The organism is Nonomuraea aridisoli (assembly GCF_003236395.1).
GTDB lineage: Bacteria > Actinomycetota > Actinomycetes > Streptosporangiales > Streptosporangiaceae > Nonomuraea > Nonomuraea aridisoli.
In genome coordinates this window covers 1-13,911 of record NZ_POUD01000248.1, presented here as the reverse complement: position 1 = coordinate 13,911, position 13,911 = coordinate 1, and the positions used below count along the sequence as shown (strand labels likewise).

The window sequence follows — 13,911 nt, the reverse complement described above, 5'->3', positions numbered from 1 at the left end:
GCCCGGGGCGCCGGTGGCGAGCCGGGTGCCGCGGGAGGCGGCGGAGGGGACGGCGGCCAGCAGCGCGCGCGTGTAGTCGTGCGCGGGCGCGGCCAGCACGTCCCGGGCGGGCCCCTGCTCGACGATCCGGCCGTCCTTCATGACGAGGATGCGGTCGGCGATCGAGGCGACCACGGCCAGGTCGTGGCTGATCAGCAGGAGCGCGGTGCCGGCGGCCTTGCGTTCGGCGAGCAGCCGCAGGATCTGGGCCTGGACGGTGACGTCGAGTGCGGTGGTCGGCTCGTCGGCGATGATCAGCCCGGGGTCGGCGGCGATGGCGCAGGCGATCAGCGCCCGCTGCCGGAGCCCGCCGGAGAGCTGGTGGGGATACTGCCCGGCGCGGAGGGCCGGTTCCGGCACGCCGACCGCGTCGAGCAGTTCCCGCACCCGCTCGGCGCGGCCGGCCCGCGGCACCACGTCGTGGACGGCGAGCGCCTCGGCGATCTCGGCGCCGACCGTGCGCAGCGGGTCCAGCGAGACCAGCGCGTCCTGCAGCACGAGACCGGCGAAGCGGCCGCGCAGCCGCCGCCAGTCGCGCGGGCCGAAGGCGAGCGCGTCGCGGCCCGCCACGTGGAACCGCGCCGCGCGCACGGCCGAGCCGGGTCCGGCGAGGCCCAGCAGCGTGCGCGCCGTGACGCTCTTGCCGGAGCCGGACTCTCCGACGATCGCCACGCATTCACCGGGGTCCGCCGACAGGGAGACGCCGCGGACGACCTCGGCGTCGCCGAACCGCACGCGCAGGTCCTCCACGGTGATCAGCGAGGTCATGGTGTTCTCCCCTCGAAGCGGCGCTGCAGGCGACGTCCTGCGACGGTCAGGCAGACGACGGTGAGCGTGACCGCCAGGCCCGGGAAGAGCGCCTCCCACCAGGCGACTCGCAGGTAGTTGCGGGCCTCGGAGAGCATGGCGCCCCACTCGGCGGCCGGGGGTTGCGGCCCCATGCCGAGGAAGCTGAGCCCGGAGCCGGCGATGACGGCCTGGCCGAGGCCTATGGTGGCCAGCACGGGAATCGGGCCGAGCACGTTCGGCAGCACGTGCCCGGCGGTGATCGCCAGGCGGGAGCGGCCGAAGGTGAGCGCCTGCTCGACATAGCCGGAGCGGCGCACGACGAAGGTCTGGGCGCGGATCACGCGGGCGTAGTTCGGGATCTGCGCGATGGCGATGGCGACGATGACGTTGCCCGTGCCGGGGCCGGTGATCGCCACGACGAGCAGGGCGAGCAGCAGCTCCGGCAGCGTGGACAGCACGTCGAACGAGCGCGCCAGCGCCTCGTCCAGCCATTTCGGTGACAGCCCGGCGGCCAGGCCGAGCAGCACGCCGGAGCCGACAGCCAGGGTGGTGGCGGCGACCCCGATGGTGAGGGAGTGGCGGGCGCCGTGGACGACCCTGGCCAGCACGTCCCGGCCGAGGTGGTCGGTGCCGAACCAGTGCCCGGCGCCGGGCGGGGCGAGCGCGCCCAGCGGGTCGGCGGCCAGCGGATCGACGCCGGTGAGCAGGCCGGGCGCGGCCACGGCGACGCCGAGCAGGACCAGCACGGCCGCCACGGCCGCCGTGCCCGTGCGCGGCTCGCGGGTGGCCGGGCGGGATCCGGGAGCACGGCCGCGAAGGAGCCGTACGCGCTGGGGGATCATGCCGGGCTCACCCCCTGATCCTGGGGTCGATGACGCGGTAGGCGAGGTCGAGCAGCGTGCTGAGGGTGACGTACACGACGGCGGCCAGCAGGACGACGGCCATGACGACGGGCATGTCCCGGCCGGTCACGGCCTGCATGGCGACCTGGCCGAGACCCGGCCGCCCGAACAGCACCTCGGTGATCACCGCGCCGCCCAGCAGCGTCCCGGTGAACCAGCCGGCCAGCGTCACGGCTGGGATCAGCGCGTGCCGCAGGGCGTGCCGGCCGACCAGGGCGCGCTCGGTGAGGCCGCGCGCCCTGGCCGTCACGGCGAACGGCTGCTCCAGCGCCCGTTCCAGCCCGCCGCGCAGCACCTGGCCGAGCACGCCCGCGACGGGCAGGCCCAGCGCGAGCGCGGGCAGCACCAGCGCCCGGGGTCCCTGTGCCCCTGAGACGGGGAACCAGCCGAGCGTGAACGAGAACACCGACAGCAGCACGATCCCGATGAGGAACGGCGGCACGGACACCGAGACAAGCTCGGCCGCCGAGGCGGCGCCGCGCGCCCACCGCCCCCGGCCCGCCGTGACGAGCGCGATGACCGCGGCCAGCGTCACCCCGGTCCCGGCGGCGGCGAGGGTGAGCTGCGCGGTGGGGCCGACCTGGCCGGCGAGGATCTCGCCGACCCCGCGCTGGAGCTGGTACGAACGGCCGAGGTCCCCGTGGAGCAGCCGCCACAGGTAGGACAGGTACTGCACGATCTCGGGCCGGTCGAGCCCCCACTCCGCGACGATCCTCGCCCTGATCTCCGGCGTGTCGGGGCCGTCGCCGACCAGGATGTCGACGGTGTCGCCGGGGGCGAGCAGCAGCGCGACGTACGAGGCCGTGGCGGCGGCCCACAGGACGGCCAGGCCCGTGACCAACCGCTTGATCATGTGTCGATCCGCACGTCGTACGCGCTCGCGGGGGTGCCGGAGGCCGGGTCGAAACGGAGTCCCCGCACGCTCTTGTGCGCGGCGATCTGGTCGGCCGGGACGTAGATCGGGAAGACGATGGCGTGCTCCAGCACCGCGGCCCGCTGGACCTTGGCGTACAGCTCCTCGCGCTCGGCCGGGTCGGAGGCGGCGGACGCGGCGGCGAGCCATTCGTCCACCTGGGGGTCGGCGAAGTGGGTGCGGTTGATGGCGCCCTGCTCCGGCAGGATGAGGTTGAGCGCGGCGCCCGCGTCGGAGTCGCCGCGGGAGTTGCCGAAGAGCTCGTACGCGCCGTCGTCCCACGCCTTCTGGGCGCTGCCCTGGTCGAGGATCCGCACCTGGAGGTCGATGCCGGCGTTCTGCTTGACCTGGGCCTGGATCGCCTGGGCGAGGACGTCGCGGCGGTCCCTGACGAACGGCGCGGAGGCGACCTCGCGGACGGTGAGCCGCCTGCCGTCCTTGACGCGGAAGCCCTCGGCGTCGCGCTCCTTCCAGCCGGCGGCGTCGAGCAGGGCGTTGGCCTTGGCCACGTCACCGCCGTAGGCGTTCTTGAGGGTGGTGTCGTAGAAGGGGCTCGCCTCGCCGACGATGCTCCACGCCCTGGTGGCGGTGCCGCGGTAGACGGACCTCAGCACCGCCTCGACGTCCACGGCCTCCCGGAACGCCTCGCGTACGCGGCGGTCGTCGAAGGGCGGGTGGGAGGTGTTGAAGTAGTACGCGTAGGCGGTGCCGGAGTTGAGCGCCGTCCGCAGCCTCAGCTCCGGGTCGCTCTCGATGAGGGCGGCCTCGGTGGCGGGCACGCCCTCGATGACCTGCACCTGGCCGGAGGTGAGCGCGCCGACGCGGACGGCCGCCTCGGGCAGGAACCGGTAGGTGATCTCCGCCAGGTGGGCGGGCCCCTGGTGCTCCGCTCCGGCGGGCGGCCAGGCGTAGGCGGGGTTGCGGCGGTAGTGGATCTCCTGGCCCTGCACGTACCGGTCCAGGATGAACGGGCCCGTCCCGACCAGGTCCGGCCCGCCGAACTTGAGGTCCTCGGCGCTCTTGAACGACTTCGGCGAGACCTGCCCGGCGTACGGCGAGGCGAGGAAGTCCAGGAACAGCGCGTCCGGCTCCTTCAGCGTGATCCTCACCCGGTACGGCGACACGACCTCGGCCTCGTCGAAGGCCCTGAGCTGGATCGCGGCGACCGCGGGGTTGTAGCCGGGCACGCGGAACTGGTCGAGGTTGGCCTTGACGGCGGCGGCGTCGAATTTCTCCCCGTCGTGGAAGGTGACGTCGTCGCGCAGGTCGAGGGTGTAGGTCAGGCCGTCGTCCGAGACCGTCCACGCCTTGGCCAGCCACGGCCGGAACGAGCCGTCCTCGGTCTTCGACAGCAGCGCGTCGAACTGGTTGAACACCAGCAGCCTGGCCTTGTTCTGCGACCACTGCTGCGGGTTCAGGGTGATCGGCTGCGTCTCGATCGCCCAGGTCAGCGCCGTGCCCTGGGCGCTCGGCGCGGGCGGGGCGCCGCACGCGGCGAGGGCGAGCAACAACATGGGGATCAGGCGTCTCATGGTCGCTCCCACGCCTCGGCGAGCAGCTCGTACGAGCGCACGCGGTCCTCGTGGCCGTGGGTGATGGTGGTCACCAGCACCTCGTCGGCCCCGGTCACGCGGCGCAGCACGCGCAGCCCCTCGGCCACCTGGCCGGGCGAGCCCACGAAGCGGGTGTCGACCCGGTCCTTGACCAGCTCCCGGTCCGCCCGCGTCCACACGTGGGCGTCGGCCTCCTCCGGCGTGGGGTACGGCATCGCGCCCGCCCCGGTCCTGATGCTGCGGACCCACAGGTCGTAGCCCTTGGCCAGCTCGCGGGCGCGCGTCTCGTCGTCCGCGACGACCGCGTCCGCCGAGACGATCACGTACGGCTCGGCCAGCGCGCCGGACGGTTTGAACGCCTCCCGGTAGGCCTCGACGGCCTCGAGCACGCTGGACGGGCTGACGTGGTAGTTCGCCGCGAACGGCAGCCCGCGCTCCCCCGCCACCTGGGCGCTCTGCCCGCCGCTGCTGCCGAGGATCCACACCTGCACGTCGGCGCCCTCGCCGGGGACGGCGTGCGCCTCGTGACCGCCGCCGAGGAAGGCGAGCACCTCGTCGATCTGGCCGGCGAAGTCGGGTGTGCGGGCGCCGGGCTGCTGCAGGAGCGTGGCCTGGTGGACGAGGTGCGGGTGCTTGACGAGCCCGGAGAGGTCGAACGGCGGCGGGATGAGCAGCCCGTCCACGACCCTGGCGGGCCTCCTCCCGGGCAGCTCGGCCCTGGCGAGCTCGGCGCGGCGCTGCCCCGACCGGCCGATCCCGAGGTCCACGCGCCCGGGATGGAGGGCGTCGATAAGGCCGAACTGCTCGACGACCGACAGCGGGGTCTGGTGCCCGAGCTGCACGGCTCCCGACCCGACGCGGATCGTGGACGTGGCCGCGGCCAGCAGGGCGATCAGCACGGCGGGGGCCGAGCTCGCCACGCCGGGCGCGAAGTGGTGCTCGGCGACCCAGTAGCGGCGGTAGCCGTACTGTTCCGCGCGGCGGGCGAGGTCGAGGGTGTTCCGCAGCGCGTCGGCCGCGGTCCGGCCCGAGGGGATGGGGGCGAGATCGAGGATGGACAGCGTCATGCGGCTCCTCCGGGGAACGGCCGGCTGGGGATCTCGGCGCGCAGCACCGGCGCGATCTCGGCCTGGAAGAGCTCCAGCGCGTCGCGATGTTGTCGCGGCGTGAGCCCGTCGGCGTCGGCGTGCAGGTGCATGACCTCATGCCCGAGGCGCTTGTGGTAGCGCAGCACCTTGTCGATGATCTGCTGCGGGCTGCCGACCAGGATCGAGCTGCGCTCGATGGCGTCCTCCAGCGTCGGGAAGACGATCGGCAGCCCGGGTCGGCGCTGGAACTCCAGCCGGGCCTCGAAGATCGGCCGGTACGTCTCGACCGCCTCCTGCGAGGTGCGGGCCGCGTAGTAGCCGGCCGTCCCCGCCCCGACCAGCGCCTCGGCCGGGTCGTGGCCGTAGTGCGCCCAGCGCTCGCGATAGTGGTCGATCAGCTCGGCGTAGGGCTCGACGGGGTTGGTGACGTTCGCGGAGAACAGCGGGTCGCCGTAGCGGGCGGCCAGGTCCACCGACTCCTTGCTGGTGGCGCTGCCGTGCCAGACCCGGATGGGGCGCTGCAGCGGCCTCGGCCAGGTCTCGGCGTCGGTCAGCGACGGGCGGAACCTGCCCTCCCAGGTGACCTTGTCCTCCCGCCACAGGCGGCGGAACAGCTCGTAGGCCTCCTGGTTGCGCTCCCACTGGTCCTCGGGCGTGACGTGGAACAGCCGGGCCTGCGCGGCGCCGTTGCCCTTGCCGATGATCAGCTCCAGCCGGCCCTCCGACAGGTGGTCGAGCGTGGCGTAGTCCTCGTAGGCCCGTACGGGGTCCAGCAGGCTGAGCGTGGTGACCGCGGTGAACAGCCGGATCCTGGACGTCCTGGCCGCGATGTGGCTGAGCACGACGGGCGGCGAGGAGGAGATGAACGGCCGCTCGTGCCGCTCCCCCACGCCGAAGCCGTCGAAGCCGAGCTCCTCGGCCAGCACCGCGTTCTCGACGACCTCGCGGAAGCGTGCGGTGGGTGACCGGTCGTCGTTGTGCACGATCAACGTGATGGCCAGAAATTTCATGACACCTCCGCGTAGCGGCTCGCCGGACGGGGCAGGCCGAGCAGCCCGCGCAGCGTGCCGGCCTCGTACTCGTGGCGGAACGCGCCGTGCCCGCGCAGCTCGGCCGTCAGGCGGCGGGTGATCTGCCACAGGTCGTGCGGCACCACGCCGGGCCGGAGCCGGAACCCCTGGATCCCGGCCCTGCGCCACTCCAGCAGCACCTCGGCCAGCCGGGCGGGGGTGCCGGTGAAGACGGCGGCGTCGGAGGCGAGCTCCGCCCCGTCGAGCTCGTCGAGCCGCCCCTTGCGCCGCGCGGCGTCGTCCGCGTCGTCGTCGAGGAAGACGAGCAGGTCGGCGAAGATCTTCAGCTCGCCGGACAGCTCCTTGATCTCCCGCACGATCGCGCCGGCCTGCTCGGCGGAGTGCGGCGTGACGTACACGACGTCGGCGCTCGACGCGGCGAACTCGTACGGCAGCCGCGCGTGGGCCAGCGCGGTCACCACGGGCTGCCCCTGCGGGGGCCGCGGCGTGATCGACGGCCCCTTCACCGAGAAGAACCGGCCGGTGAAGTCGATGTAGTGAAGTTTGTCGCGGTCGATGAACCGGCCGGTGGCCACGTCGCGGATCTCGGCGTCGTCCTCCCAGCTGTCCCAGAGCCGCCGCGCCACCTCGACGGCGTCGGCGGCCTCGGCGAACAGGTCCCGTACGTGCGTGTCCGGGTCCAGCGGGAACCGCCTGCGGCCGAAGTGCCGCGCGTCCGAGGCGGTCGCGGAGACGCGCGGCCGCCACCCGGCCCGGCCGCCGCTGACGTGGTCGAGCGTGGCGATCCCGATGGCCACGTGGAACGGCTCGGTGTGTGTGGTGGTGGCGGTCGGCACCAGCCCGATCCGCCGGGTGAGCGGGGCCAGCCGGGCGGCGAGCAGCACGGCGTCGAACCGGCCGCGCACCTGGTCGGTGCGGTCGTCGTCGCCGTCGGGCGCGGTGGACTGCAGGCCGAGGGCGTCCTCGATGGTGACGAAGTCGAGCAGCCCGCGCTCGGCCTCGGCGGCCAGGGCGGCCCAGTGACGGGCGGAGAAGACGTCCGACGGGGACTCCCGCCAGGCGGCCGGGTGCCAGCCGGCGCCGTCCAGCGCCACGGCGAGGTGCAGCCTCATGACAGCTCCAGGTGTTCACGGAGGGTGGCGCCGGTGTAGTCGGCGCGGAAGGCGCCGCGCTCCTGCAGCAGCGGCACCACCCGGTCGACGAACTCGTCCAGCCCGCCCGGCGTCAGGTGCGGCACGAGGATGAACCCGTCGGCGGCGTCGGCCCGCACGTGCTCGTCGATCTGCCGGGCCACGCTCTCGGGGGTGCCGACGAACGTCTGCCGCCCGGTGACCTCGATGACCAGCTCCCGGATCGTCAGGTTCTTCTCCTCGGCCAGCGCACGCCACTTGGCGGCCACGGCGGCGCGGTCCTTGAGCGGCACCCGGCCCTGGGAGACGCCTTCCGACAGGTCCGGCTCGACCTCCGGCAGCGGCCCTTCCGGGTCGTAGGCCGACATGTCACGACCCCACACCTGCTCCAGGAACGCGATCGCCGTCTGGGGGCCGACCTGCTGCCTGCGGATGGCCGCCGCGTTCTCGGCGGCCTCCTCCTCGGTGTCGCCGAGCGCGTACGTCGCGCCCGGCATGATCTTGAGCTGGTGGGGTTCGCGGCCGTACCTGGCCAGGCGGCGCTTGACGTCGGCGTAGAACCGTCTGCCGTCCTCCAGCCTGCCGTGCGGGGTGAAGATGACGTCGGCGTTGGCGGCGGCGAACTCCCGGCCCTCGTCCGAGTCGCCCGCCTGGATGACGACCGGGTGGCCCTGTGGGCCGCGGGGCAGGGTGAAGCGGCCCTCGACGGTGAAGTGCGCGCCGTGGTGCCGGACCGTCCCGATGGCTCCCTCCTCGACGAACCGCCCGGCCTCGGGGTCGTTGACGACCGCGCCCGGCCGCCAGGAGTCCCACAACTCGCGCGCCAGCCGGACGAACTCCTCCGCCCGCTCGTACCGCTGAGAGCGGTCGAGGTAGCCGCCGCGGCGGAAGTTCTCACCGGTGAAGGCGTCGGAGGTGGTCACCACGTTCCACGCGGCCCGGCCCTCGCTCAGGTGGTCGAGCGTGGCCAGGCGTCTGGCCAGCTCGTACGGCTCGTTGAAGGTGGCGTTGACGGTCGCGGCGAGGCCGAGCCGCTCGGTGACGGCCGCCAGGGCGCTGAGCACGCTGAGCGACTCGGGCCGGCCCACCACGTCGAGGTCGTGGACGCGCCCCTTGAGCTCGCGCAGCCGCAGCCCCTCGGCCAGGAAGAAGAAGTCGAACTTCCCGCGCTCGGCCGTCCTGGCCAGATGGGCGAACGAGGCGAAGTCGATCTGGCTGCCGGAGCGCGGGTCGGTCCAGACGGTGGTGTTGTTCACCCCGGGGAAGTGGGCCGCCAGGTGGACCCGCTTGCGGGTCATCGGCCCCGCCCGTGCGGGGCGTCCCAGCCGGCGGGCAGCCCCTCGGTCGTCTCCCGGAAGGCCGGGCGCTGGTAGAGGTCGCGCGCGTACGGCCACAGGTGCTCGAAGTCGGCGAGCTCGCGCTCGCTGACGAGATGGCCGCGGTTGTACTCCGCGTCGAACCTGGCCAGGGTCACCCACAGCCGCACGTCGGCCTCGGTGATCGTGCCGCCGGTCAGGTAGCGCTGCTCGGCGAGGCGTTCGTCCAGCCGCTCCAACGCCGCCACGACCGTGTGTCGCTCCCGCTCGCGGTCCTGCTCGGTGGCGGCGTGGGCCACGCGGGAGACACCGGTGTTGACGTCGCGGTGGATCCACGCGTTCAGCCGGTCGATCTCGGGGCGCAGAGCCTGCGGGTAGAGGTCGGCCGGGCCGCGGGCCCACCGCTCGAACCGGGTGGCGAGGTCGATGGTGATGTCGGGGAAGTGGTTGCTGACGATCGCGCCGGTGCGCCGGTCCCAGAGCACCGGGACGGAGATGTGGCCGGCGTACCCCTTCTCGGTGGCGTCGTAGGCCTGCTCCAGCAGCGTGAAGCCGTTGACCGGGTCGGGGCCGCGGCGTTCCCTGAAGGCCCAGCCGCGGCCGTCGCGCTCGTCGTCCACGTAGGACAGCGAGACCACGTCCTCCAGGCCCTTGAGCTTGCGGACGATCGCGGCGCGGTGGGCGTACGGGCAGACCCAGGCGACGTAGAGGTGGTAGCGGCCGGGCTCGGCGCGGAAGCCGCTGGAGCCGTCGTCGGTGATCCTGCCCTGGAACGGGTAGATCGGGCGGTCCCAGCCTGGGGAAAGGTGCAGCCGGCCCGGGCCGTAGTGGCCGTACGCGGCGTGGTCGGCCGCGCTCGCGTAGGCCGGCGTCCGGGTGTCGAGGGACACAGGTGCCTCCGAGGTCTCAGGAGTCGGGGTGGGCCAGGAAGCGGCCGAAGCGGCCCTGGTGGTAGAGGAGCGGGCGGCCGGAGCCGTGCACGGCGGCCTCGGCGACCAGGCCGACGACGAGGATGTGGTCGCCGACCGTGACCCTGTCGTAGGGCAGGCAGATCAGGTGCGCTGAGACGTCGTCGAGCAGCGGGGCGCCCAGCGGGCCGGGGCGCCAGCGGGTGGGCGCGGCGAAGCGGTCGGCGCCCTTGCGGGCGAACCTGGCCGCCAGCTCGGCCTGGTCACTGGCCAGGATGTTGACCGCGAAGTGGCCGGCCGCGCCCAGCCGCGGCCAGGTGGTGGAGGAACGGTCGACGTAGAAGGAGACGAGCGGCGGTTCGAGGCTGACGGAGGAGAACGAGGTGGCGGTGAGCCCGACGGGGACGCCGCCGTTCTGCGCGGTGATGATCACGACGCCGCTGGCGTGCGCGGCGAGCGTGCGCCGGAACCGCTCGGCGCCCACGGCGCGGGGCGGCCCAGCCCTGCCGGGGCCGGATGTCACTGATGGCACGATCACGAGAGAGTTCCTCACGGGGAGAAGGCGTGCTCCGCGTTGGCGGCGGTTCGCCGGCAGCGGGAAGCCGAACTGAGGCGCAGGCGTCGTCGGCCACGCCGGAGGCACGAGGGTGACGGCGGGCGGCGGCGCCCGCGGGCTACGGGTCCGTGATCAACGACACTGCGCGCTGGCGACGTGGCCGAAGTCCACGTGCGGGCGCCTGGTCAGGAGGAAACCCTGGCTCATGCGTACGACGCTAGGTCGCGGTCCGCCATAAGTCAATATTTCCTACTGGTTTTGAGGGAAAGCCCTTCGGGTCCATACTTGAAAGTCCGACACATTTGGTAGGAAAATTCGGTAATGATGCCCTTCCCGGGGAGGACGACATGCCCCTGCCCGACTTCCTGATCGCGGGCGTGCCCAAGGCGGGGACCACGGCCCTGCACACCGCGCTGCAGCAGCACCCGGACCTGTTCCTGTCCAGGATCAAGGAGCCGAAGTTCTTCCTCACCGACGGCCCGCCGCCCGACCGGGGCGGGCCGGGCGACGCCGAGACGTACCGGGAGCACGTCTGGCGGCGCGCGGACTACGAGGCGCTGTTCGCCGAGGCGCCCCCGGGCACGCTCACCGGGGAGTCGACCCCCTTCTACCTGTACGACCTGGCCGCCCAGCGGCGCATCCACGCCGCCGTCCCGCACGCCAGGCTCATCGTGATCCTGCGCGACCCGGTCGAGCGGGCCCACTCCAACTGGACCCACCTGTGGTCGGCCGGACTGGAACCGATCGGCGACCTCGTCCGCGCCTGCGAGGCCGAGCCTCGGCGCGTCGCCGACGGGTGGGCGCACTTCTGGCACTACGTCGGCCTCGGCCGCTACGGCGAGCAGCTCGCCCACCTGTTCGCGCTGTTCCCGCGCGAGCAGGTGCTGGTCTTCCGCTACCGCGACCTCGTCGACCGGCCCGCCCAGACGCTGGACCGGATCTGCGCCTTCCTCGGCGTACGCCAGGGGCTGCTCACCGAGGTCCCCCGCGACAACGTCACCGCGCACCCGGACGCGGGCCCCCGGCACCTGCTGCTGTCGGCCATACGCAGGCGGTTGCCGAGGGCCCTGGGCGGGCCGGTCGAGGGCCTGCTCCAGCGCCGCGGTCCGGCCCGCCGGCCGCTGTCGTGGGAGCAGCGGCAGCGGCTCATCCCGTACTTCGCCGACGACGTCCGCCTGCTCGAACAGGTCACGGGGGACGACTTCAGCGACTGGCTGCGCCCCCGGGAACGCTCCGGCGGCCTGGTCGGCGCCAGGCCGCCGGGCCAGCGCCAGTCACGCAACGGCCGCCGGTCCTGATCACCTCAGCTCGGTACGCAGGTCGTGGGCGCCGTCGGGACGGGTGTACTCGTAGTACAGCCGCACTCCGCCGGCCGGCAGGTCCACGATCTCCAGGTAGCGCAGGCCCCCGCCGCCGTGCGGCGAGAGGGCGGCGGGCGCTTCGCCCAGCGGGGTCAGCGCGGCCGGGTCGGCGCCGGCGGCGATGCCGGTGCGCTCCTCGTAGTTCTCCGCGGCGCTCGCCCGGCCGTCGTAGAACGCCAGCACCCGCTCGCCGTCGAAGCGCACCGCGCTGACGCGGACGCCGCGCGCGTCCCACAGCCCCGGACGGCCGCTCAGCGCGGTGCCGTGCCAGGTCCAGTGAAGGCCGTCGGCGCTGGTGGCGTAGTCGGTCACCATCCGGTCGGCCTCGTCCGGGTCGGCGAGCGGATGACAGGACGCCCACAGGTGCCAGACGCCGTCCCGGCGGACGATCACCGTGTCCTTCACCCCGGTCTTCGGATCACCGGGCAGGACGGTGACCCGCGAGCGCTCGTCGAACGCGGCCGGGTCGTCCGCCTCCAGCACCTCCACCCGCCAGTGCTTGGTGCCTTCGGTGGCACAGCTCAGGTAGAGGCGCCAGCGGCCGTCCGGCAGGCGTACCAGCGAGGGCCGCTCCAGCGACTCGGCGTCCATCCGCTCGCGGGTGATCGTCGTCAGGGTCTCGAAGCGCTCGCCGTCCGCGGAGCGGGCGACCACGACCGCGTACCCGCGCCCGTGGCCGACCGGGCGGCGCAGGCGGTAGGCGAGATAGATCAGCCCGTCGGCGGCGACCGCGCTGGGCGCGCCCGCCCAGTACCCCTCCTGCGCGGCCGGCGGCTCGATCGCCACCACCGCTCGATCGGGGCGGGGCAGCAGGGTGTTCTCGTTGATCGACATGGGCGCGAGCCTAGGCGAGGGCTCGGAGCTGGGCACGGACGCCGACCTTTCTTTGGACGTTCTCTGCGGTGGTCATGGTTTTCCGATCGCCATCGCCGGGATCTCAGCCCCGTACGGTCATCGCTCCGCGAGCGCCGCGCGCACCTGTGGCGCGACCGCGGCCTGCCAGGGCTCCAGCACCTCCCGCAGCCGCGGGAGGTCGGCCTCCAGCAGCGCGAGGCCGGGCGTGGGGACGGCGGCCCCCAGCTCGACCAGCAGCGGGCGCAGGTGGACCTCGACGGCGAGCGCGTGCCGCGGGTCGCCCATCACCAGCACGGGCAGCGCCAGCGTGCCGGCCAGGGCGCGCGACGGCAGCCCGTCCAGGAACACCTTGAGCAGTCCCGTGTAGGTGCCCTTGTACGTGGGGCCGGCCACGACGAGCACCTTCGCCGCGGCGACCCGTTCGCGGACCGCCGTCACCTCCGGCGGCGGCACGGGCGCGAGGAGCCGAGGCGCGAGGGCCGACAGGTCGACCAAGGTGACCGGATCGTCGTGGCCGGCCTCCTTGACCAGGGTCTCGGCGATCTCGACTGCCGCGCCCAGGGTCCTGGACCCGGGACGCGGGTTGCCGACCAGCGCGACCACACCGTCACGGCTCACGGCCACCACCGCCGCAGGCACCGGCGCAGCGCGGACGGCTCGGGCTCGACGTCGTCGTCCGGCAGGTCGTACCAGTACAGGTCACCCGGAAGCTTCGACGTGTGCGGGCGGGACCTGCGGACGTGGCGATCCTCTGTCATGGCGGCAATGTACGGCCTCTCCTCCGGGATAGTCAATTATTCCTACTTGATATGAAGGGATACTGCTCGGCGTCCCGGTGATCGATGGTCCATCGGGCCGGTGACGAGGGACTTTGGTCCCTGCCCGGACCGGGCGGCCGGGGCCGAGGCTTGGACCGTGCCCTTCAGCGAGGAAGATCCCGTGACCCGGGCGTTCCGGGGTGAGGAGTGAGAGATGAGTGTTGTCCGGACGGCGGCGGTGGTGTTGCTGGGCGTCGCCGGGGCCGCGATGGCTGCGGCGGGGCCGGTCATGGCCGTCCAGGGGTGGAAGGCGCGTACCGAGATCAGGCTCGAGCTGCGAGGGCAGTCGATCACCTTTCCCGGTGAGGGGCCGGCCGTCCGCCAGGGCGCGCCGGTCCTGACCGGGCCGCAGGCGAGGGCGTACGCCGAGGTGATCGGGCGCAACGTGCTGGCCGCCACGGGCGGGCGGTCGTACGCGGAGGTCAGCGCCGAGTTGTTCGCGGCCGGCGAGGAGGACGAGAAGCTGTCCGGGCTGCGGCAGACGGCCTTCATGGGGCAGATGTTGCGGGCCTCACTGCTGAACGCCTACCAGGCCTGGCAGGTCACCACCCTGGTCATCGGCCTGGGCGCCCTGCTGACCACCACCGGCGCCGCCCTCCTCACCACCAGCGCCACCCTCGCCACCACCGCATAACCGCCACCATCCCCGACC

At 73.4% G+C, this 13,911-nt stretch carries 15 protein-coding genes; 2 read left to right on the top strand and 13 right to left on the bottom strand.

Going from position 1 to position 13,911, the window contains the following annotated elements; translation table 11 throughout:
* The 10 genes from C1J01_RS37900 to C1J01_RS37855 all read right to left on the bottom strand — a co-directional run.
* The coding region (locus tag C1J01_RS37900; protein WP_146615868.1) for an ABC transporter ATP-binding protein at positions 1-807 on the bottom strand (807 nt) is incomplete at its 3' end.
* Complete coding sequence (locus C1J01_RS37895; protein ID WP_111183785.1) at positions 804-1,670, bottom strand: ABC transporter permease; 867 nt, start codon at positions 1,668-1,670, stop codon at positions 804-806. The genes C1J01_RS37900 and C1J01_RS37895, both read right to left, overlap by 4 nt.
* Before the next feature lie 7 nt (positions 1,671-1,677).
* Entirely contained in the window at positions 1,678-2,583 is a 906-nt protein-coding gene (locus C1J01_RS37890) for an ABC transporter permease (protein ID WP_111183784.1), read from the bottom strand.
* The gene (locus C1J01_RS37885) at positions 2,580-4,175 is read right to left on the bottom strand and encodes an ABC transporter substrate-binding protein (RefSeq protein ID WP_111183783.1); all 1,596 of its coding nucleotides are present in this window, start codon (positions 4,173-4,175) and stop codon (positions 2,580-2,582) included. The genes C1J01_RS37890 and C1J01_RS37885 overlap by 4 nt, the downstream gene beginning before the upstream one ends.
* The gene (locus C1J01_RS37880; RefSeq protein ID WP_111183782.1) at positions 4,172-5,263 is read right to left on the bottom strand and encodes an LLM class flavin-dependent oxidoreductase; all 1,092 of its coding nucleotides are present in this window, start codon (positions 5,261-5,263) and stop codon (positions 4,172-4,174) included. Before C1J01_RS37880 ends, C1J01_RS37885 begins: the two co-directional genes overlap by 4 nt.
* Positions 5,260-6,294 carry an LLM class flavin-dependent oxidoreductase gene (locus C1J01_RS37875; RefSeq protein ID WP_111183781.1) on the bottom strand — a complete coding sequence of 345 codons (1,035 nt, stop codon included), beginning with the start codon at positions 6,292-6,294 and terminating at the stop codon, positions 5,260-5,262. Before C1J01_RS37875 ends, C1J01_RS37880 begins: the two co-directional genes overlap by 4 nt.
* Entirely contained in the window at positions 6,291-7,427 is a 1,137-nt protein-coding gene (locus C1J01_RS37870; protein WP_111183780.1) for an LLM class flavin-dependent oxidoreductase, read from the bottom strand. The genes C1J01_RS37875 and C1J01_RS37870 overlap by 4 nt, the downstream gene beginning before the upstream one ends.
* Positions 7,424-8,743 carry an NtaA/DmoA family FMN-dependent monooxygenase gene (locus tag C1J01_RS37865; RefSeq protein ID WP_111183779.1) on the bottom strand — a complete coding sequence of 440 codons (1,320 nt, stop codon included), beginning with the start codon at positions 8,741-8,743 and terminating at the stop codon, positions 7,424-7,426. The genes C1J01_RS37870 and C1J01_RS37865 overlap by 4 nt, the downstream gene beginning before the upstream one ends.
* Positions 8,740-9,651 carry a glutathione S-transferase C-terminal domain-containing protein gene (locus C1J01_RS37860; protein WP_111183778.1) on the bottom strand — a complete coding sequence of 304 codons (912 nt, stop codon included), beginning with the start codon at positions 9,649-9,651 and terminating at the stop codon, positions 8,740-8,742. The genes C1J01_RS37865 and C1J01_RS37860 overlap by 4 nt, the downstream gene beginning before the upstream one ends.
* A gap of 16 nt (positions 9,652-9,667) precedes the next feature.
* Entirely contained in the window at positions 9,668-10,192 is a 525-nt protein-coding gene (locus C1J01_RS37855; RefSeq protein WP_111183777.1) for a flavin reductase family protein, read from the bottom strand.
* A 380-nt stretch (positions 10,193-10,572) separates the two neighbouring features.
* On the opposite strand from C1J01_RS37855, the gene C1J01_RS37850 reads away from it, so the two are divergent.
* Entirely contained in the window at positions 10,573-11,523 is a 951-nt protein-coding gene (locus C1J01_RS37850; RefSeq protein ID WP_111183776.1) for a sulfotransferase family protein, read from the top strand.
* On the opposite strand, the gene C1J01_RS37845 is transcribed toward C1J01_RS37850, so the two are convergent.
* The 3 genes from C1J01_RS37845 to C1J01_RS50430 form a co-directional block, all read right to left on the bottom strand.
* A complete protein-coding gene (locus tag C1J01_RS37845; protein WP_111183775.1) occupies positions 11,524-12,420 on the bottom strand; it encodes a glycoside hydrolase family protein in 897 nt (298 codons plus the stop codon).
* A 117-nt stretch (positions 12,421-12,537) separates the two neighbouring features.
* On the bottom strand, positions 12,538-13,059 hold the full coding sequence (locus tag C1J01_RS37840) for an NADPH-dependent FMN reductase (protein WP_181449194.1): 522 nt from the start codon (positions 13,057-13,059) through the stop codon (positions 12,538-12,540).
* Positions 13,056-13,199 (bottom strand): hypothetical protein, encoded by a 144-nt coding sequence (locus C1J01_RS50430; protein WP_181449193.1) that lies wholly within the window; start codon positions 13,197-13,199, stop codon positions 13,056-13,058. Before C1J01_RS50430 ends, C1J01_RS37840 begins: the two co-directional genes overlap by 4 nt.
* A 214-nt stretch (positions 13,200-13,413) precedes the next feature.
* Here C1J01_RS50430 and C1J01_RS37835 point away from each other — a divergent pair, with 214 nt between their 5' ends.
* On the top strand, positions 13,414-13,893 hold the full coding sequence (locus C1J01_RS37835) for a hypothetical protein (protein ID WP_146615867.1): 480 nt from the start codon (positions 13,414-13,416) through the stop codon (positions 13,891-13,893).
* The last annotated feature ends 18 nt before the right edge of the window (positions 13,894-13,911 follow it).

Excerpts from the sequence above, each read along its gene's own strand:
- C1J01_RS37875 (WP_111183781.1), bottom strand. The coding sequence starts at position 6,294 with ATGAAATTTCTGGCCATCACGTTGATCGTGCACAACGACGACCGGTCA.
- C1J01_RS37895 (WP_111183785.1), bottom strand. The coding sequence starts at position 1,670 with ATGATCCCCCAGCGCGTACGGCTCCTTCGCGGCCGTGCTCCCGGATCC.
- C1J01_RS37845 (WP_111183775.1), bottom strand. The coding sequence starts at position 12,420 with ATGTCGATCAACGAGAACACCCTGCTGCCCCGCCCCGATCGAGCGGTG.
- C1J01_RS37870 (WP_111183780.1), bottom strand. The coding sequence starts at position 7,427 with ATGAGGCTGCACCTCGCCGTGGCGCTGGACGGCGCCGGCTGGCACCCG.
- C1J01_RS37865 (WP_111183779.1), bottom strand. The coding sequence starts at position 8,743 with ATGACCCGCAAGCGGGTCCACCTGGCGGCCCACTTCCCCGGGGTGAAC.
- C1J01_RS37885 (WP_111183783.1), bottom strand. The coding sequence starts at position 4,175 with ATGAGACGCCTGATCCCCATGTTGTTGCTCGCCCTCGCCGCGTGCGGC.
- C1J01_RS37850 (WP_111183776.1), top strand. The coding sequence starts at position 10,573 with ATGCCCCTGCCCGACTTCCTGATCGCGGGCGTGCCCAAGGCGGGGACC.
- C1J01_RS37890 (WP_111183784.1), bottom strand. The coding sequence starts at position 2,583 with ATGATCAAGCGGTTGGTCACGGGCCTGGCCGTCCTGTGGGCCGCCGCC.
- C1J01_RS50430 (WP_181449193.1), bottom strand. The coding sequence starts at position 13,199 with ATGACAGAGGATCGCCACGTCCGCAGGTCCCGCCCGCACACGTCGAAG.
- C1J01_RS37880 (WP_111183782.1), bottom strand. The coding sequence starts at position 5,263 with ATGACGCTGTCCATCCTCGATCTCGCCCCCATCCCCTCGGGCCGGACC.
- C1J01_RS37835 (WP_146615867.1), top strand. The coding sequence starts at position 13,414 with ATGAGTGTTGTCCGGACGGCGGCGGTGGTGTTGCTGGGCGTCGCCGGG.